The sequence below is a fragment of the Anatilimnocola floriformis genome (assembly GCF_024256385.1).
Taxonomy (GTDB): domain Bacteria; phylum Planctomycetota; class Planctomycetia; order Pirellulales; family Pirellulaceae; genus Anatilimnocola; species Anatilimnocola floriformis.
Map to the genome: position 1 here is coordinate 251,297 of NZ_JAMLFW010000002.1, position 19,733 is coordinate 271,029.

The 19,733-nt window shown below is 59.6% G+C and carries 16 protein-coding genes; 7 read left to right on the forward strand and 9 right to left on the reverse strand.

Annotated elements, in window-relative coordinates; translation table 11 throughout:
- Positions 1-588 precede the first annotated feature (588 nt).
- From M9Q49_RS25710 to M9Q49_RS25740, 7 genes are all read left to right on the forward strand, one after another.
- Entirely contained in the window at positions 589-1,599 is a 1,011-nt protein-coding gene (locus tag M9Q49_RS25710; protein ID WP_254512156.1) for a substrate-binding domain-containing protein, read from the forward strand.
- Positions 1,600-2,910, forward strand: coding sequence for an ABC transporter permease (locus M9Q49_RS25715; protein WP_254512157.1), 1,311 nt, complete (start codon positions 1,600-1,602; stop codon positions 2,908-2,910).
- Positions 2,911-3,074: 164 nt separating this feature from the next.
- The gene (gene lepB / locus M9Q49_RS25720) at positions 3,075-5,012 is read left to right on the forward strand and encodes a signal peptidase I (RefSeq protein WP_254512158.1); all 1,938 of its coding nucleotides are present in this window, start codon (positions 3,075-3,077) and stop codon (positions 5,010-5,012) included.
- Between the two features lie 32 nt (positions 5,013-5,044).
- The gene (gene lptB, locus M9Q49_RS25725) at positions 5,045-5,878 is read left to right on the forward strand and encodes an LPS export ABC transporter ATP-binding protein (protein WP_254512159.1); all 834 of its coding nucleotides are present in this window, start codon (positions 5,045-5,047) and stop codon (positions 5,876-5,878) included.
- Between the two features lie 169 nt (positions 5,879-6,047).
- Positions 6,048-11,378, forward strand: coding sequence for a PVC-type heme-binding CxxCH protein (locus tag M9Q49_RS25730; RefSeq protein ID WP_254512160.1), 5,331 nt, complete (start codon positions 6,048-6,050; stop codon positions 11,376-11,378).
- 157 nt (positions 11,379-11,535) lie between these two features.
- Positions 11,536-13,200, forward strand: a complete 1,665-nt coding sequence (locus tag M9Q49_RS25735; protein ID WP_254512161.1) for a DUF1549 domain-containing protein — start codon at positions 11,536-11,538, stop codon at positions 13,198-13,200.
- A gap of 144 nt (positions 13,201-13,344) precedes the next feature.
- Positions 13,345-14,634, forward strand: coding sequence for a DUF1501 domain-containing protein (locus M9Q49_RS25740; protein ID WP_254512162.1), 1,290 nt, complete (start codon positions 13,345-13,347; stop codon positions 14,632-14,634).
- Positions 14,635-14,657: 23 nt separating this feature from the next.
- Here the strand turns inward: M9Q49_RS25740 and M9Q49_RS25745 are convergent, their stop codons facing one another.
- The 9 genes from M9Q49_RS25745 to tpiA form a co-directional block, all read right to left on the reverse strand.
- Entirely contained in the window at positions 14,658-15,164 is a 507-nt protein-coding gene (locus tag M9Q49_RS25745; protein WP_254512163.1) for a hypothetical protein, read from the reverse strand.
- Between the two features lie 41 nt (positions 15,165-15,205).
- On the reverse strand, positions 15,206-15,538 hold the full coding sequence (locus M9Q49_RS25750; protein WP_254513624.1) for a DUF5615 family PIN-like protein: 333 nt from the start codon (positions 15,536-15,538) through the stop codon (positions 15,206-15,208).
- A gap of 9 nt (positions 15,539-15,547) precedes the next feature.
- Positions 15,548-15,880, reverse strand: a complete 333-nt coding sequence (locus M9Q49_RS25755) for a DUF433 domain-containing protein (RefSeq protein ID WP_254512164.1) — start codon at positions 15,878-15,880, stop codon at positions 15,548-15,550.
- A 17-nt stretch (positions 15,881-15,897) separates the two neighbouring features.
- A complete protein-coding gene (locus tag M9Q49_RS25760) occupies positions 15,898-16,455 on the reverse strand; it encodes a flavoprotein (protein WP_254512165.1) in 558 nt (185 codons plus the stop codon).
- A 7-nt stretch (positions 16,456-16,462) separates the two neighbouring features.
- Positions 16,463-16,723 carry a DNA-directed RNA polymerase subunit omega gene (locus tag M9Q49_RS25765; RefSeq protein WP_254512166.1) on the reverse strand — a complete coding sequence of 87 codons (261 nt, stop codon included), beginning with the start codon at positions 16,721-16,723 and terminating at the stop codon, positions 16,463-16,465.
- Complete coding sequence (gene gmk, locus M9Q49_RS25770; protein WP_261365359.1) at positions 16,716-17,339, reverse strand: guanylate kinase; 624 nt, start codon at positions 17,337-17,339, stop codon at positions 16,716-16,718. The genes M9Q49_RS25765 and gmk overlap by 8 nt, the downstream gene beginning before the upstream one ends.
- A 14-nt stretch (positions 17,340-17,353) precedes the next feature.
- Positions 17,354-18,238 (reverse strand): YicC/YloC family endoribonuclease, encoded by an 885-nt coding sequence (locus M9Q49_RS25775; protein WP_254512168.1) that lies wholly within the window; start codon positions 18,236-18,238, stop codon positions 17,354-17,356.
- A gap of 125 nt (positions 18,239-18,363) precedes the next feature.
- The gene (gene secG / locus M9Q49_RS25780; RefSeq protein ID WP_254512169.1) at positions 18,364-18,942 is read right to left on the reverse strand and encodes a preprotein translocase subunit SecG; all 579 of its coding nucleotides are present in this window, start codon (positions 18,940-18,942) and stop codon (positions 18,364-18,366) included.
- Between the two features lie 23 nt (positions 18,943-18,965).
- Positions 18,966-19,721 carry a triose-phosphate isomerase gene (tpiA, locus tag M9Q49_RS25785; protein ID WP_254512170.1) on the reverse strand — a complete coding sequence of 252 codons (756 nt, stop codon included), beginning with the start codon at positions 19,719-19,721 and terminating at the stop codon, positions 18,966-18,968.
- Between the last annotated feature and the right edge of the window lie 12 nt (positions 19,722-19,733).

Here is a 19,733-nt window from a genome sequence, read left to right on the forward strand (position 1 = left end):
TTCGGCGGCGCGCGGCTGGTTTGCCTCAACCCATCGAGCACGGAGTGATCGACGACATTGTCGTCGTTTTCTCCGAAAACGACGGGTTGAGGCTGAACTGAAGTGCGCCGAGGAACGAGCTCCGCGAAGTTCCGGGTTAGGCGCATTGAGGTTAGTTCGCTCTCGCTCCAACGAAGATTCTCCGCTGCCAGCTTCACTCGCCGAAGTGCCGAAAGTCGCGGGGCTCTTTCGGCGGCGCGCGGCTGGTTTGCCTCAACCCCTCGAGCACGGAGTGATCGACGACAATGTCGTCGTTTTCTCCGAAAACGATGGGTGGAGATTGAGCTGCTGTGGGCGAAGGAACGAGCCCCGCGAGGTTCCGGGTTAGGCGGATCGAGGTTATGTTCGCTCTCGCTTCAAACGTAGATTCTCCGCTGCCAGCTCCACTCGCCGAAGCGCCGAAAGTCGCGGTGCTCTTTCGGCGGCGCGCGGCTGGTTTGCCTCAGCCCGCCGTTTTCGGAGCGAAAGGCGACATTGAAGTGCGCCGCGCGCGTCTCTACCATAACGGCACGTCTCGCTCTCCTCGTGATGTCTCGCGGAGCCCTCTCCATGTCCGTGTGTTTGATTCGTCGTTCTCTGTTTCTTTTGACGCTGCTTTTCGTCGTTGGTTGCCGGCAACGGGCTGCACCGAGCAGCGCGCCTCCGGTGCAAACTGGCGGAGCATCGACGACGGCCAAGCGGCCGATCGGCATTTCGGTCCTCACGCTCAACAATCCCTTCTTCAAGATCATCGCCGACAGCATCACAGAAGAAGTGAAGAAGGAAGGTTACGAGACGATCCTCGTCGCCGGCGAACTCGACGTCGCCAAGCAGCAGAGTCAAATCGAAGACTTTATCGCCAAAGGTTGCTCGGCGATCGTTCTTTGTCCGTGCGACTCCAAAGCGATTGGGCCTGCGATTCAAAAAGCGAACACGGCCGATATTCCTGTCTTCACGGTCGATATCGCCTGCCTCGCGCCGAAGGTGAAAGTCGTGTCGCACATCGCCACCGATAACTACGGCGGCGGCAAGCAAGCGGGCGATGCCATGATCGAAGCTCTTGGCGGCCAGGGTGGCAAAGTCGTCGTTCTCGATTTCAAACAGGCCGAGTCCTGCTTGCTGCGGGTGAAGGGTTTCAAGGAAGTAATCGAGGCGCACAATCAGAAGAATGCCGACAAGCCGATCAACATCGTTGCTGAGCTGCCCGGCGATGGCTTGCTCGAAAAAGGCTTTAAGGCGGCGGAAGACGCGTTGCAAGCGCACGATGATCTGGCCGGTATTTTTGCGATCAACGATCCATCGGCCCTCGGTGCTTACTCAGCGATGGAAAAAGCCGAGAAGACCGCGCAGGTGAAGCTGATTGGTTTTGACGGCCAGGATATCGGCAAGGAAGCGATCCGCGATGGCAAGATCTACGCCGATCCGATTCAGTATCCCGATCGGATGGGCAAGCTGACGGCGCAGTCGATTATCAAACATTTTGACGGCGAGCGTTTGCCCGCCGAACAGTTGATACCTACCGAGCTCTACAGGAAGGCCGATGGCGAAAAGGATCCATCGCTGAAGAAAGCAGCCCAGTAAATGCGGCCGTTTCTGCGTTGGCTGTGGCGCGACCAGGCGATGTTGCTGGCGCTCGCGGCGCTCGTCATCACGCTGAGCATTCTCACCTGGGACCGCCAGAGCGTGAGTGGCAGCAGCGCGGGACAACGCCTCGGCAAACAGGCCGTCGCACGTGTGAAACGAGGCGGCGCTGTGGCGATCGTCACGCGCAGCACCGCTGCCGATACGGCTTTCCTCGAAGCTGCGGCGCGAGAAATCACCAAGGCCGAGATCATCATTGCTGCGCAATCGCAAGGCGAACCGGCCGACGCGCTCGATGCCTTGCGGGCCGCCAAGCAGCCGATTGAATTGGTGATCGCGACCGAAATCGCCGGCACTTGGCCTGCCGTGCAAAAGTGGTCGGAGCGGAACAAGCCAGCGCCTGTGCCGATTCTCACGCCGCAGCCGTATTACTTTCCCAACTTTCTGAAATCGGCGAATCTGCTGAACATCAGCAACCAGATTGCCGTGATCGCGATCATCGCCATTGGCATGACGATGGTAATTGTCACTGGCGGCGTCGATCTGTCGGTTGGCAGTCAAATCGCACTCTCCGCCGTGATTTGCACGTTGTTGCTGCGGCGGTTCGGCGCCGAGGGGGCTTCGCTGGTCATGGTGCTTGCTGCGTCGCTGACGGCGATTTCGGCTTGTGCACTGCTGGGGCTCATCTCGGGTTCATTCGTTACGCTGCTGCGAGTTCCTTCGTTCATCGTGACGTTGGCGGTCATGCTGCTCGCCGATGGCCTGGCTTACAACTTGTCGGCCGGCGCGACGATCAACGAATTGCCGACGTCGTTTATGTGGCTCGGCAAGGGAACGACGCTCGGTCGCATTCCGAACTCCGCGGTGCTGATGGCGGGCCTGTATTTGCTGGCTTACTTCGTGATGACGCGCACGGTCTTCGGCCGACATCTCTATGCGGTTGGCGGCAATCAAAAAGCGGCCTGGCTGTGCGGTGTGCCGGTGAGAGGCGTGACGATCGGGGCCTTTGTCATTTGCGGCGCGCTCGCGGGTCTCGGTGGCGTGCTGATGGCGTCGCAGCTCGGCGCGGGGAGTCCCAACTATGGCAGCAAGCACGAACTGCTCGTCATCGCGGCGGTGGTTGTTGGCGGCACTTCGCTCGCTGGCGGTCGCGGCACGATGTGGGGGACATTCGTCGGCGCGCTGATTCTCGCCGTGATCGCCAACGGCATGAACCTGCTCGGCCTGGAAAGCAAACGGCAGCAGATTGTCCTCGGCTTGGTCATTCTGGCCGCAGTCGTGCTCGATACGAGCAAACGACCGAAGGAATGACGTTGTCTTTATCCATCGCAGGCCGTTCGAAAGTGGGGGCTAGCACTCGCCCGCAGGTTCAAGTTCCCGCCGTTTGCCATTTGCGATATATTTGGGGCCGATATTGGGGGATGGCAGGCGAATAGCTGGCATCCCGCCCCGGTTGTGAATAGATAGGTTGCGCCATGGCCAAAAGTCCGCACGAAAACGAAACCAAGCTGAAGGCCAAGGATGCCGGCAGGAAGACAGACAACAATAAAGAGAGCGACGCGCCGCACGACGGCGGTTGGCGAGAGACGATCGAATCGCTGGCGATGGCGGTGATTCTGGCCCTTCTCTTCAAGGGTTATGTCGCCGAGGCGTTTGTCATTCCCACGGGCTCGATGGCCCCGACGCTGCAGGGCCGGCATCGCGATATTGACTGCCCGCAATGCGGCTTTCGTTATCAAACGACGGCCAGCGATGAAGTGGAACAGAGTTCGGGCTTTCTGAACAACAACCACGTGGTGTCGGGAACGTGCCCGGTTTGCCGGTTCACGCATCCGTATAACCCTGACAAGGACAGCAACGAAAGTTCGTTCAGCGGCGACCGGATCATCGTCAGCAAGTTTGCCTACGAAATCGCCGATCCGCGGCGCTGGGATGTCATCGTCTTTAAGTATCCGGGCGGGGCGACGCAAAATTATATCAAGCGCTTGGTTGGTCTGCCGGGCGAAACGTTGCAGATCGCCGGTGGCAATATTTATACGCGCGGTGCGGGTCAAAGCGACTTTCACATCGCCCGCAAGCCGCCGCACAAGCTCACCGCGATGTTGCAAATCGTTGACGACTCGGATCACATTCCGCCGGTGCTGACAAAGCTCGGTTGGCCGACGCGGTGGCGCGAGATCACGGCCGATAACTCTCCGCAGGCTGCCTGGAAGACTGCCGACGGCGGCGCGTCGTTCAGCTGTGCGGAGGTTCCCACCGGCACGGCTTGGCTGCGGTATCGGCACTTTGCGCCGAGCTATGACGACTGGGCTGCAATCACCGTCGATGGCAAGTTGCCCGCCGATGCCCACGCCTGGGACGGCCAGCTGATCACCGATTTTTATGCCTACAACACCTCGACGTATTTGCTGGCACGAGCTGCCGCGAGCATGCCGCCCCGCGGTACCTACGAATTTCGCTTTACCGAAAACGTTGATCTGAGCGACTTGCCCGATCGGATGCGCAGCCGCGACGATGCTCGCGAACTGTATTACGATCCCGATATGCCCGGCCCCGGCCTGCCGAGCGCCGAGCGATCCGCAGGCGCTCACTGGGTCGATGATCTGGCCGTCGAATGCGTCGCCGAATTACAAGATTCTCAAGGCTCGCTGGCGATCGATCTGGTTCGCGCTGGCACTCACTATCGCTGCACGATCGATGTCGCCACAGGCAAAGCAACCCTCACGCGCACCAACGCGGCCGGCAATGCTCTCCCTTTCTGCGATGAGCTAGGTGAAGACCACGCCAGCGCCGCCAATCCCACCGCGCAAACGTCCGTGAAGGGCGCCGGCTCTTATCGGCTGCGGCTGACCAATTGTGATCATCAAGTACTGCTGTTCGTTAACGGCTATGCCGTGACCTTCGACATGCCGACCTGCTATCAGTCGGATCGGATTGTGCAGCCCGCGTGGACGAAGCAGGATGGCCTCGACCTCGAGCCGGCTGGCATTGGTGTGAGCGGTTTGCGGGCCAAGGTTTCGCACATGAGGATCTTTCGCGACAAGTATTACATCGCCATCGATTCGCATAACACCAGCAACTCGACCGATTACACGCACAACTATCAAGATGGTTATGCACAGCGCGAACAGCCGTTGCTGCAGGAAGTCTTCGCCTCGCCCGACACGTGGATCAGCAGCGGACTGTTTGACGCCATGAACCGCCGCCAGGTCGAGTTCACGCTCAACGGCGACGAGTTCTTTCCGATGGGCGACAACAGCCCCAGCAGCTCGGACGGGCGATATTGGTACAAGAACGATTACCTGACGCGCGACTTGCTGATCGGCAAAGCGCTATTCATCTATTGGCCTCACAGCTGGAACCGGCCCGTGCCGTTTCAACCGAATCTGCAAAGGATGCGACCGATTCACTAAATGTGAAACGGAGCGTTACGGAGAACGCAATCATGCCAATTTTGGAAGCGCATGGACTGGTGAAGACCTACGGCCGCCGCCGCGTGGTCGATGGCGTGAGCTTCGACGTTGAAGCCGCCGAAATCGTCGGGCTGCTGGGCAGCAACGGCGCAGGAAAATCGACGAGCTTCAAAATTGCCTGCGGCCTGGTCGAAGCCGATGCGGGCAAAATTAATCTCAACGGCGTCGATGTCACGAAGTGGCCCATGTACCGCCGGGCCAAAGAAGGTGGCATGGGTTACCTGGCTCAGGAAGCAAGTGTCTTTCGCAAGCTGACCGTCGAGCAAAACCTGCTGGCCGTCATGGAACTCCTGGGCATGGATCGCCGCACGCGCTATGCACGGACCGACGAATTGCTCGATCAATTCAAAATCACCCACATCCGCAAGAGCAACGCCAGTCGCCTCTCGGGCGGTGAACGCCGACGCTTGGAATTTGCGCGCTGCTTGATCACCGAGCCTGAGATCATTCTGCTCGACGAACCGTTCGTCGGCATCGATCCGGTGACGGTGCAGAGCATTCAAACCGTCATTCGCGATTTGAAAAAACGCGGCATTGCGATTTTGATCACCGATCACCACGTGCGCGAAACGTTGCAGATCACCGACCGCAGCTACGTGATGACTCAAGGACGCGTGCTCTGCGATGGTCCGCCCGACGTGGTGCTCTCGAATCCCGAAGCCCGCCGCGCCTACTTTGGCGAAGATACCGACTTCGGCAGCCCTGGCCCGCCGCGGCCACATTTGGGCGAAGGTTCTCGCCGCAGAGTCGTTCGCACCGATATTCACAGCGAAGACACGCTCGACGCCGGTGACGTCGTCGATTAAGCGGGCGGGATTTATCGCTTCGAAAGCAGCCGTCCGAATTGACTTCAGCGGCGCGCGTCTCACAATGGGCCAATGTGCCGCAGCCATGCCCTTGGTGGCGAGTCGCCACGCACGGGCGACTGCGCGCACAACCTGGTACTTGTAATCTCTCCTCGCCGAGTGACCGGTCATGCGCATTCGAACCGCTTCGTTCATCTTCATCTTGGTTGCCGTTTTGGGTGGAGCAGCAAACCTTTGCGCTCAACCCAAATCGAACCCCTTCAACGAACCGCTCAACGGCCCCGGTGAACTGCCGAAGGGGGCTGATGGTCAGCCGCTGAATACCAACTTCGAAGATGGCACGCTGAAGGATTGGACGGCCACGGGCGATGCCTGGGAAGGCCAGCCGATCAAAGGCGAGATCGACCAGAAACGAATCTACGGCGAAGGGAAAAAGGCCGATCACACCGGTCAGTATTGGCTTGGCGGTTTCGAAAAACTCTTTGACAAGCCGAAGGGAACGCTCACATCGAAGCCGTTCACGGTGACGCAACCGTGGGCCAGCTTTTTGCTCGGCGGTGGCAAGCACAAAGAGACGCGCGTCGAGCTCGTTCTCGTTTCTGATCCAGCCGACAAGGACGCGAAAGAAAAGATCATCAGCACCTCGCACGGCCCCGACAGCGAATCAATGCGGCCGGTGATCATCGATCTCAAAGCCTACGTCGGCAAGACGATTTTCATTCGCATCGTCGACGATCATACCGGCGGCTGGGGACACGTGAACTTCGACGATTTCCGTCTGTACAAAGAGAAGCCGAAATTCCGCGAAGCTGCGCCGGCTGCCAATCCTCCCGTCGTGAATGCACCGGCGCTCGAGCAGCTCTATCCATTCGCTGGTCTCACTGCCGAAGAAGCCGCGAAGCAGATGAAGTTGCCGCCGGGTTTCAAAGTGCAAGTCGGCGCTGCCGAGCCCGACGTCAATCAACCGATTGCGATGGCCATTGATGACCGCGGCCGGGTGTGGATTGCGGAAGCTTATGAATACCCGGTTCGCGCGCCCGAAGGAAAAGGCCGCGACCGCATTCTCATTTTCGAAGACACCGATCAAAACGGCTCACTCGATAAACGCACGGTCTTTGCCGAGAAGTTGAATCTCGTCAGCGGCATCGAAGTCGGCTTCGGCGGCGTGTGGGTTGGGGCCGCTCCTTACTTGATGTTCATTCCCGACAAGAACGGCGACGACGTGCCGGATGGCAAGCCGCAGATTCTGCTCGATGGTTTCGGCCAGGAAGACACGCACGAAACGCTCAACAGTTTCATCTGGGGCCCCGACGGCTGGCTGTATGGCTGCCACGGCGTGTTCACGCATTCCAACGTCGGCAAGCCCGGCACGCCGAAGGACAAACGCACGCCGCTCAATGCTGGTGTGTGGCGCTATCATCCCACTCGTCACGAGTTCGAAGTCTTCGCCCACGGCACGAGCAATCCGTGGGGGCTCGACTTCGACGAGAAGGGGCAAGCCTTTATCACGGCCTGCGTCATTCCGCATCTGTATCACATGATTCCCGGCGCTCGCTACGAACGGCAGGGGGGCCAGCATTTCAATCCGTACACCTACAACGACATCAAGACGATCGCCGAGCATCGGCACTACGTCGGCAATCAATGGAACAACGACAACCGCCGGCAGAGCGACGAACTCGGCGGCGGCCATGCTCACGCCGGCGCGATGATCTACCTCGGCGGCGCCTGGCCGAAGGAGTATCACGGCAAGTTGTTCATGAACAACATCCACGGCAACCGGATGAACATCGACACGCTCACGCCAAAGGGGAGCGGTTACACCGGCACCTTCCATCCCGACTTCCTCCTCACTCGCGATCAATGGTCGCAAATGCTCTACATGACCTACGGCCCCGACGGCCAAGTGTGGGTTATCGACTGGTACGACCGCAATCAGTGCCATCACAAAGATGTGAACGGTCATGATCGGACGAACGGGCGGATTTACCGGATTGTTTACAACGATGCGAAGCCGGTGAAGGTGGATTTGCAGAAGTGCTCGGATAATGAGTTAGTGGAGCATTTGAAGAATCCTAACCAGTGGTACCAACGGCATGCGCAGCGGATTTTGCAGGAGCGGGCAGCAAGCGGGACTGATTTAACCGCCGCAAAGAAAAACATTTCCAGGCTCACTTTGGAAGCGAAGTCGATTGAGCACCAGCTTCGCCTGTTATGGACAAACGCAGTTCTCCTGCCTGATTCATTTCAAGGCTTGCCGCCAATTCCAGCTGACCCACGAGAAAAAAGAGATGAGTTGCTCGCCTCGCAGCCAGAACTCCAAGCCTGGCGTGTTCGATTTGCCATGCAACAGTCGATCCCCATTTCAAAACTAGAAGTCGGCCTATTCGAAATTTTCGTAAGCCAGCACCGCGAGTCACAGACTTTTCGACTCGCAATCGCTGCCCAACTGCAGAAAGTGGACGCCGAACTTCGTTGGGAAATTCTCCACGCCCTGCTCTCGCACCCCGAAGACGCCAAAGATCACAATCTGCCGCTGATGTATTGGTACGCGCTCGAACCGCTGACCGATGCGGATCCAAAGCGAGCGCTGGCGCTCGCGCTGTCGGTTGGCAAAGACTTTCCGCAGATCAAGGACTTCACCATCCGCAAGATCGGCAGCGGCAAGCCGGAGGAATCGTTGGCGCTGCTGGTCGCTGGTCTCGCCGAAGCGAAAGAGGAAACGACCGCGCTGACGTTTCTGCGGGCAATTCGCAGTTCGCTGCAAGGGCGGAAGAATGCAAAGCTTCCCGAGCAATGGGCCGCGGCGAAGAAAGCTCTCGGCATGAAGTTGGAGGGAGACAACCCGCACGTTGGCTGGAACTTGCTCGCCGTCGAAGCCGTTGCCGGTGATGCCGAGGCCGCGAAGCTGCTCAGCCAGCGACTCCTCACATCGAATGCACCGCTGCCGCTCAAGCGGGAAGCCCTTGCCGCTCTCCTGCAAGCCGCACAGCCGGACCTTGGTGAAACGCTCGTCGCCCTGCTGGGTTCGAATGAACTCCGCGCCGATGCGATCCGGGCTTTGGCGTCGCTCGACGATCCCAAAACACCCGGGCGATTGCTCGCCGTGTACGACAAGCTTTCGCCCGAAGAACGCCGCGATATTCTGGCCACGCTCTGCAGCCGGCCGTCATTCGCCAAGGAACTGCTCGCCGCGGTTGAAGCGAAGCGGATCCCCGCGAATCATCTCACGGCCGATCTGGTCGTCAATTTGAAGAACCTCAAGGACACAGACCTGCAGGCGCAACTCGAAAAAGTTTGGGGCACCACGCGCGAATCGGCTGCCGATAAGTTGCAACTCATCACGCAGTACAAGAGCCTGCTCACATCGCCGCCGACGATCGCGCCCGACGCGCAACTCGGTCGCGCGGTTTTTGCGCGGACCTGTCAGCAATGTCACACGCTGTTTGGCACCGGTGGCAAGGTCGGGCCGGATCTGACAGGCTCGAATCGGGCGAATCTCGATTACTTGCTGAGCAACGTCGTCGATCCGAGCGCGGTGATGGCGAAGGAATATCAGCCGACGGTGTTGCTCCTCGGCAATGGTCGCGTCGTGACCGGCATCTTGAAGGAAGAGACCGATGCGACCGTGACGGTGCAACTGCCGACGGAGTTGCTCACGATCGCCAAGAGCGAAATTGACGAGCGGAAACTCGGCGACAAATCGATGATGCCCGATGATCTCCTCCGGCCGCTCACGCAGCAGGAAGTTCGTTCGTTGCAACTCTATCTCAGCGGCGGCGGTCAGGTGGCGCAGCTCGCCACGGCGGAGACTGTCGGCTCGATCTTCAACGGCAAGGATCTCACCGGTTGGATGAGCGGCGACATGAGCCTGTGGAGCGTCGAGGACGGCGAAATCGTCGGCCGCACAGCGGGACTGAAGCGGAACTATTGGCTCGCGAGCCAGTACGCGCTCGGCGATTTCCGTTTCAGTGTCGACGTGAAACTCGTCAAGAACGAAGGGAACAGCGGCATTCAATTTCGCAGCACTCCGATCGCCAACGACGAAGTGAAAGGCTACCAGGCCGACGTGGGCGCAGGTTGGTGGGGCAAGCTCTACGAAGAGCACGGCCGCGAGCTCTTGTGGAAAGAGAGCGGCGAGAAGTATGTGAAGCTCGGCGAGTGGAACAAGTACGAGATTCTCGCGGTCGGTAGTCGCGTGCAAACGTGGATCAACGGCCAGAAGTGCGTCGATCTCGATGATCCGCAAGGAGCGCGACAAGGCGTGATCGCGCTGCAGTTGCATTCCGGCGGCGCGACGGAAGTGCGCTACAAGAATCTGCAAGTCAGCATTCCCACCAGCAGCAAGCCGAGTGTCGGCTATCCGGCCTCGAAGCCGAACGCCGATGGCAAACCGGCGGGGAAGATTTCGTTCAAGAAGACCACGCTCGATCAACGCTTTCGCAGCGAAGGGGTCGCGATGGGCGACTTCAATAACGACGGCAAGCTCGACATTGCAGCGGGGAGCGTGTGGTACGAAGCGCCTGCTACTCCCGGCAAAGAATGGAAGATGCACTCGATCACGGCCCAGCCGAACGAGTTCAACATCAAGACTTACGGCGACACCTTCTGCAACTGGGCCGAAGATTTTAACGGCGACGGCAGAACCGATTTGCTCGTCGTCGATTTTCCCGGCAAGCCCACTTGGTGGTTCGAGAATCCGGGCAACGACGAAAAGCCGTGGGAGAAACGGCGTGCCGTGCCGGTGACGAACAACGAGAGTCCGCAGTACACCGATGTCGACGGCGATGGTCAGCGCGAGTTGATCTTCGGCGAAGCTTCAGGCCGGCTCGCCCTCGCGCGGCCGAGCAAACAGGCCAATCTCGATTGGAAGATTCAGCTCATCGCTGCCGAGCCGAATCCGAACATCCAGAAGTTCTATCACGGCCTCGGCATTGGCGATGTGAACCGCGACGGAAAGCTCGATCTGTTCACGCCTAGCGGTTGGTTTGCCCAGCCGGCCGATGCAGCCGCAGCGGCGAAGGAACCGTGGGAACTAAAACCGGCGAAGCTCGGTCCCGCACAGGCTCAGATGTATGCCTACGATTTCGACGGCGACGGCGATAGCGACATCATCGGCAGCAGTGCTCACGCGGTCGGCCTGTGGTGGTACGAGAACAAGGATGGCGAGTTCACGCAGCACGAGATCGACAAGACGATCGCGCAGACGCACGCGCTGATCCTGGCCGATATCAACGGCGACGGCTTGCCCGACCTGGTGACGGGCAAGCGGTTCTACGCCCACAACGGCAACGACAAGGGCGAAGACGAACCGCCGGTGATCGCCTGGTACGAACTATCGCGCGAGGGTGGCAAGCCGAAGTGGACTCGTCACGAGTTCGACGACAACAGCGGCGTGGGGACGCAGTTTGAGGTTCACGACATGAACGGTGACGGCTTGCTAGACGTAATCGTGGCCAATAAGCGCGGCGTGTTCTATTTTGAACAAACGCGGGAGTGATTTCGGGGCCTCGTCGTGACTTATGCCGCGGATTGTGACATCAGAACCGCTACAATCCGTTCGCAGGCGATATATTCACCCGCGGCGAGCGGAACTGCAGTTGTCCGCCAGGGTTTAGACTTCTGGAAACAGCTGAAAACCGTTCGGGAGGATGCTTATGCGTTCCCATCGCCCGCGCTCCTATCGCCCCTGGCTCGCCTTCGCCCTGCTTGCTGCTATCGCCCCCACGGCGATCGGCGCGGAAACGCCAGCCGGATCGTCGGCAGTACCAGCCACGGTCGCCGCCAAGGTCGATGAGGTATTGGCCACCGAGACGGGCTCTTCCGACAAGCTCCAGCCAACCGCGGCGGCGAGCGACGAAATCTTCCTCCGCCGCGTGACGCTCGACTTGCATGGTCGGTTGCCCTCGGCGAGCGAAGTGACGGCGTTCGCGCTCGATCCCGCCGCCGATAAGCGGGCCGCCGTCGTTCGCAAGCTCCTCGCCGATTCGCGCTTTGGCGAAAACTGGTCGCGTTACTGGCGGGACGTCATCATGTACCGCGCGAGCGAGCAGCGGGCCCAACTCGTCGCCGGCGTGCTGACGAGTTATCTCAAGGACTCGCTGAACAAGAACAAACCTTGGAGCCAGGTTGCCACCGAATTCATCACTGCCGAGGGTGACGGCTTGGAGAAGGGCGAAACCGCTCTGATCATCGCTCAGGAAGGGAAGCCGGAGGAAACCGTCGCGGAGATCTCGCGGATCTTCCTCGGTGTGCAGATTCAATGTGCTCAGTGCCACGACCATCCCACCGATCGCTGGAAGCGAGAGCAGTTTCACGAGTTGGCCGCGTTCTTTCCGCGGGTGGCTTCGCGAATCATTCTCACGCCTGACAATCGTTCGATCAGTGTCGTCACCACCGAGTTTGGCAACGAGCCGATCGAGCGCAACGGCAACCGAGTGCGTGGCTCGGCCGAGCATCGCATGCCCGATCTGAAAGAACCAACCGCCCGCGGCACGCTAATGCAGCCGGTGCTGTTTGCGACTGGCGACAAGCTGCGCGGCAATGTGAAGGACTCCGAGCGCCGCGCCACGCTCGCGCAGTGGATCACCAAGCCGGAGAATCCCTACTTTGCCAAGGCACTCGTCAATCGACTCTGGTCCGAACTCGTCGGCGAAGGCTTTTATGAACCAGTCGACGACATGGGGCCCGATCGGACCTGCGATGCGCCGCAAACACTCGAATGCCTGGCGACTGCTTTCGCCAGCACGAACTACGACGTGAAGTGGTTGTATGAAACGATCATGAGCACGCAGGCCTATCAGCGGACGAGCCGCTCGCGCCGCAACCCCGATCAGCCGGCCTTCACGGCCAACGTACAACAGCGGTTGCGGGCCGATCAAATCTTCGACAATCTGCTGACCGCGCTTGATACGCGCGAGCAAGTTGGCTTTGGCGGCCGAGGTCCGGGTGGTCCCGGCGCACGGTTCGGCCGCGGCCCGCGTCAATCGTTCTCGGCAGTCTTTGGCTATGACCCGAGCGAACGACGCGACGAAATCGGCGGCACCATTCCGCAGGCGCTGACGATGATGAACTCCTCGTTCATCAACGGCGCGGTCGACGGCCGCTCGTCACGTAGCGGCTTGGGACGATTGCTGAACGAATTCAAGGACGACCGCGCACTTATCAGCGAACTGTACTTGCGCACGCTGGGTCGCGAGCCGAGTAAGAAGGAAACTGCGACGTGTCTGGCACACATTGCCGACACGCGCAGCCGAACGGATGCGTTTGAGGATATTCACTGGTCATTGATTAATTCGACCGAGTTTTTGTATCGGCGGTAATTAAGCCCTGCTCCCGCTCCTCGTGTACCTACGGCAAGAGGGCCAGGGTGAGGGGCTGTGCTGCAGAACGAGTCCATTCCGCTGCGGCCCCTCACCCTCTCCCCGGAGTACCGAGGAGAGGGGACCAAAACATGGGAAATCAAAATGACACTTCACCACCAAATGACCCTCGATTACCGCCAAGGCCAATTGCAACGGCGAGACTTTCTCAAAGCCATCGCCGGCACTGCTGCCGTCGCCGGCGGTTTGAGTTGGGCCGATCAATTGACGGCCAAGGCTCCCGAACTGCGGAAGCAAGGCAAGGCTTGCATCCTGCTTTGGATGCAAGGTGGGCCGAGTCAGTTCGAAACGTTCTCGCCCAAGCCGAATCACGCCAATGGCGGTGAGACGAAGGCGATTAGCACGGCTGTTCCCGGCATCGAGATCGCCGCCGCGCTACCCGAAACGGCGAAGGTGATGAATGATCTCTGCCTGATTCGTTCTATGAACAGCCGCGAGGGGGCGCATCCCCGCGCGACGTATTTGATGCACACCGGTTACTTGCCGACCGCGAGTGTGAAGTACCCCACGCTCGGTTCGATCGTGGCTCATGAGGTGAATCATCAGGCCGGCGAACTCCCCAGCTTCGTGCGCATCGGCGGTGGTCGCTTTGGCGATAGCGCGGGTTTGCTGGGCGTCGACTTCGATCCCTTCATGATGGCCTCGGCCAACCGCGCACCAGATAACACAGCACTGCCGACTAGCAGCAGTCGTTTTCAGCGCCGCCTGAATCTGCTCGGCAAGCTCGAAGCCGATTACGCCGCGAATGGTGGCGAACAGGAAGTGGCCGATCACAAGAAGGTGTATGAGCGGGCCAGCAAAATGATTCTCAGTCCGCAGATGAAGGCCTTCGACATCGACAAGGAGTCATCATCGGTCCGCAAGCTCTACGGCGATTCCGAATTCGGCAAGGGCTGCCTATTGGCTCGCCGGTTGGTGCAGGCCGGCGTGACGTTTATCGAGGTGAGCCTTGGCAACTGGGATACGCACTTCGATAATTTTGAGAAGACGACTTCACTCTGCGGCCAACTCGACAAGCCGTTTGCCGCTCTGATTCAAGACTTGAAGCAGCAAGGAATGCTCGACGATACGCTCGTACTTTGGATGGGCGAGTTCGGCCGCACGCCGCGGGTCAACCCGCGCACGGGCCGCGATCACTTTCCGCGAGCCTTCAACATGGCGCTCGCAGGCGGCGGCGTGAAGGGTGGCCAGGTAATCGGCAAGACCGACAAGGGTGGCGAATCGGTGACCGATCGCCCCGTGAACGTCAGCGACATGCTTCGTACGGTTTGTTACGGCTTGGGCATTGATGCGGACAAGGAAAACATGAGCATCATCGGCCGGCCGATCCGCATCGTCGATGGCGGCGCGCCGGTGAAGGAAGTTTTTGGGTAGTCAATCCAACAGTGCACTCGTTGTCACAAACCTGACCACCAGAAGTTTTGCGTGTACGCGCGTTGACCCATGCCCGGCGCCCAAATGAAATAAGCGCGATCGCCCCTGCCGTACCCATCGATTTCGCAGGCATAGTCGAGCGAGGTCACGAACGGACATGGGGCCGAAGCCCAGCCGATGTACACCCACGGTGGATCTGGAATGGTTCTCGCCGCTGCAGCGAAGTGGTCACCGCCGCGCGGGTCTGCGGCGAGATATGCGACTCCTGGTTTGTCGAGTCGGCCGCGCACAAAGTTCGTAGTTGCCCTGCCACCCCAGGTCGCTGTCAGCACCCACAACGTGAAATAGGCTGCGAACAACGCATAGGCCCACGGCCGCCGATTCCACCGCGAGAGCAACATGCAGCCGACCACCAGCAGCGCCAGCGGAACAAAGAAGACGAACCCGAGAACGCCGTATTGAGTCCAAAGCCAAAACAACACGGCGAAGAGAGTGATGACTGCGTTTAAGGCGACAAGACCGAACCGCATCACGTTAGCGCCGGTAAAGGTAGTGGTTATGCCATACTTGCTTATCGAGGCCGATTTACTCGCAGCAACTTGCCTGCGAGTTGTTCGTTCTGTTTGAGTTCGGCATCAATCCGCGCGGCCTGACCGCAAAAATCCGTGTCCAGCGTGCACACCACAATCCCTGCGTGATTGGGATGTTCTTTGTGCAATTGAATGAAGTGCTTTCGGTTGAGGGTCAGTACGGCTCGTCCCAAGCCAAGTGCAAAGGACAGAACTTCATCATCAGGAATTGCTTGCTCTGCCTTGCCGGCTTCCAAAACCGTCAGGACATCGTGCCCCAAACCGCGCAGTTCATCAACGACTGGCTTTGGGAAATTTTCGTTGGAATAGAGCATTGCCACGTATCAGGCATCCTCATTTTCACGGATTGCCTGCTCGATCTCATCACGGCGCGATCGTATATAGGTCCAAGCGTGAACAAGATCCTCAGCCCGCAGCGTGGGATACATTTGCAGAATCTGAGCTTCGCTTGCACCCAAGCGACGAGCCTGCTCCAGCACCCAGACAGGTATTCTGGTACGTACGATGCAGGCTTCTCCGCCGCAAACCCCCGTGCGACTTTCGATACCTGGCAAGACATCTCCTAAATCGCCGATGACGGATTGAACCAATTGCGCCTTTTCTGCGCGGGTCAATCCAGCGATTAGTAGTGCTGCTTGTTCTAGTGCGGGCGACATAAAAACTCCCGCATTTATTATGCATCACGCGGTGGCAGCATGTCCAAACGCTTTTGCACTGCCGCGGCGATGGCTTCCCAGGCTGCCATACGACCGGCCCCTTGTTGGCGGCAGCTGAGCCAGCCCGATTCGGGATCGATAAATTCCACGCTGTCGTCCCGCAGGCGCTGCACGTTGCGTTGCACGGCGACGTGGTTCCACATCGCCGTGTTCATCGCCGGGGCCATCAGCACGGGGCCGGTGAAGGCTAGATAGAGCGTCGAGAGCAAATCATCGGCAAGGCCGTGGGCTGCCTTGGCCATGAAGTCGGCAGAGGCGGGCACGATGACCAGGAGTTCGCCACGCTCGGCGAGCGTGATGTGCGCGCCGAGGGGAAAGGCCGGATCGAAGAGTTCGCGAGCAACGGGCCGGCCCGAGAGCGCGGCCAAGGCTGGTGGGCCGATGAATTGCTCGGCGGCGCGCGTGGTGACCGCCGTTACGCCGACGCCCGCTTGCACCAGGCGACTGACGAGCATGGCGGACTTATACGCCGCCACGCCACCGGTCACGCCGACGATAATCTCGCGCTGCTTCATTCGAGAACTACAAATCCCCGAGGTCGAGTTCCATCGTCTCGCCGGTTCCTTGGAACTCGGTGGTCTTCAGGTTGTTCGACGCATCCAGGAAGATCTTGTCCTGCAGGATCTCTTCCAGCACGACTTGCATCTTGTCTTGCGTGTTCATATCCACCAGGGCGTGCCCACCCTTGTTCAGCTGCACCATCCGCTTTTGGATGAGCGTGCTGAGCTTAAAGCGGCCGCCGACCTTGTTCACAATTCCTTCTTCGCGCAAGTCATCAAGCATTCGTACTAGCTCCCAACTGCAATTGCTGCAAAATATCACAAATGCGACGGACCGACTGGTCGACGTCGTCGTTCAGGATCTGATAGCGGTAACGGTTCTGATAAGCGAGTTCGTGGCGGGCCACTTCCAACCGACGGCGGATGGCATCTTCGCTGTCGGTGTTGCGGGTTCGCAGCCGGCGCTCGAGTTCATCGATGTCGCCGCAGTGAATGAAAAAGGTAATCGTCTCAGGATAACGCTCGACGACCGACTGCATGCCGTCGACGTCTATCTCCAAGATTACCCACTTCCCGTCCGCAAGGCCAGCGGCAACTTGACTTTGCAGCGTGCCGTACCAGTCGCCGCGGCCGTACACTTCCTTGCTTTCGAGAAACTCGCCGGCCCGGCGGCGGCGGTCGAACTCGTCGCGAGGAAGGAAAATGTAGTCCTGCTCGTGAACCTCGCCTGCCCGCGGAGCCCGCGTGGTCGCCGAAACACTGAGCGTCAGCGGCAAGCCGCAACCCTTCAGCAGTTCGCGCACCACCGTCGACTTCCCGGCCCCCGAAGGACCGGAAATTACGATCATCCGGCCGGTGCTGACGGCGGGAGAGGTCGCTGTTGGTGGTTTGAGGTTCATAACGACAGACACAATTACTCGATATTCTGGATCATCTCGCGCACCCGTTCGATGGCGGTTTTGATCTCGATGACGTGATGGGCAATCTCGGCGTCGTTGGCTTTGCTGCCGATAGTGTTGGCTTCGCGAAACATTTCCTGCGTCAGGAAGTCGAGCTTCCGGCCGCCGGCTTCTTCGACCTGCATCGCCGTTTCGAATTGTTCGAGATGGCTCTTGAGGCGGACGATCTCTTCGCTGATGTCGCTCCGCTCGGTGAACACGCCGATCTCGCGAACCACGTCGGAAGGTTCGATCCGCGTGCCGACCTCGGCGAGCAGCTTGTTGAGCTTGTCGGTGATTCGCGTGCGGAAGGCGTCGATCACCAGCGGTGCGCGAACTTCGATGGCTTGCAGCTCTTTGGCGATCAGCGCGCAGTTGGCTCGCATGTCGGCGGCCATCGTCTGGCCTTCTTCCAACCGCATCGCGGCAAACTGCTTGACGGCTTCGTTGACCGCAGCCGAAATAATCGGCCATTGCGCTTCGACGGCAGACCAATCGGCGACCGGTTCGCACACCACGCCCGGCAACTGCAGCAGCGAATCGGCCCGCACGCCGTCGACGGCAATGCCGAGGGCCGCGAGATTGGAAAGTTGCTTCAGATAACCAGCGATGACGGCTTGATTCAAGCGATAGTCGTCAGGAGAAGCCTGGCGATCGACCCGCAAGTTGACTTGCACGGTGCCGCGGCGAACGCTTTGACGAACGAGAGCTTCGACTTGCGATTCAAGCGCGCCGTAGCCTTCGCTGGCGCGAAAGCTGAGTTTGAAGAAGCGGTTGTTGACGCTGCGCACCTCGACCGCGACGGACAATCCGTCGACGTTTCGATGTGCTTCGCCATGCCCCGTCATGCTCGATAACAAGGCCGCTCTCCGCAGAAGATGGAATTGCCAGAAACAAATACTGCGTACTCGCAGCAAAAAATCAGGGCCCGGCAACTTCAAGCCGAGCCCGTAACGACCAACTGGCAATCCATCGCCCGTGTGGCTTACTTGTCGCTCTTCTCCGGCGTGGCCGGTGGAGCAGGGGGAGTTGCTGGTGCTGCGGGAGCATCCGGCGTCGCCGGAGCGGCCGGCGTTTCGGCAGCTGGCGGCGGAGTGCTCGGCGTGTCGCTCTTCGGGGTATCGCCCTTCGGGGTATCGCCCTTCGGGGTATCGCCCTTCGGCGCTTCACCCTTCGGCGGAGCCGTGTTTTCGGGAGTAATGCCGCCGGGAGCCGGGCCAGTTGGATCGGCAGGAACAGCACCGCCCTTAGCGGGAACCGTAGCTGGAACGGCAACACCGCCGCCACCCAAGCGCGACCGGTGCAATACCTTAAGCGCGCCCATGGCGAGCAGAATCCAGATCATCGCCGTGACGATGGTGATCTTGGTGAACATGTCGCCGGCCTTGGCGCCGAACGCGCTTTGACCACCCATACCACCCAACGCACCGGTCAAACCGCCACCGCGTCCGCGTTGCACGAGCACGAGCAGAATGAGGAAGACGCTCAGGAGGAAAATCGGAATCATGAACGCCCAGTGGAGTGCACCGAGCGCCAAGGGAGCGATTTGCAATAGTTGAAGCATGTTGATTCTCTCCGTAGCTCTGGCTACTTGGCCCCGTTTATGATCGCCAAAAAGCCGTCGGCTTTGAGCGATGCGCCACCGACGAGCGCTCCATCGATATTCGGCTGCGAGAGCAAAGTCTTGGCGTTTTCCGCGTTCACGCTGCCGCCGTATTGAATCCGCACCTTGTCGGCGACGGCTGCAGTATATCGCGACGTTAGCAGCGAGCGAAGGTCAGCATGCACCTCCTCAGCTTGCTCCGGCGTGGCGACCACACCCGTGCCAATGGCCCAAATCGGCTCGTAAGCGATAACGAGCTTCAGGATTTGCTCGCCAGCCAGGCCGGCCAAGGAACCTTGGACCTGTTCGCGAACGACATCGCTCGTCTTGTTGGCTTGGCGTTCGGCCAGCGATTCGCCCACGCACACGATGGGCGTGAGGCCGGCAGCGAGAGCAGCGATCGTCTTCTTGTTGACGTCGGCATTGGTTTCGTGAAACAACTGGCGGCGTTCACTGTGACCGAGAATCACGTACTTGCAGCCGACGTCGAGAAGCATGGCGGGGGCGATTTCGCCCGTGAACGCGCCCTTGGCTTCGTGGTGACAGTTCTGGGCACCCAGGCCGATGCTGGAACCCTTAATGGCAGCGCCGACGGCGCTCAGGTACAGGGCCGGCGGGCAAACAGCAACTTCCACATCGGTCGACGAACCGATCGCCTTCGCCAGCGCGGCGGCGAGTTCGACGCCTTGCGCTGCGTTGGTGTTCATCTTCCAGTTGCCAGCGATAAACTTCTTTCTCATGCGGCGGTCTCG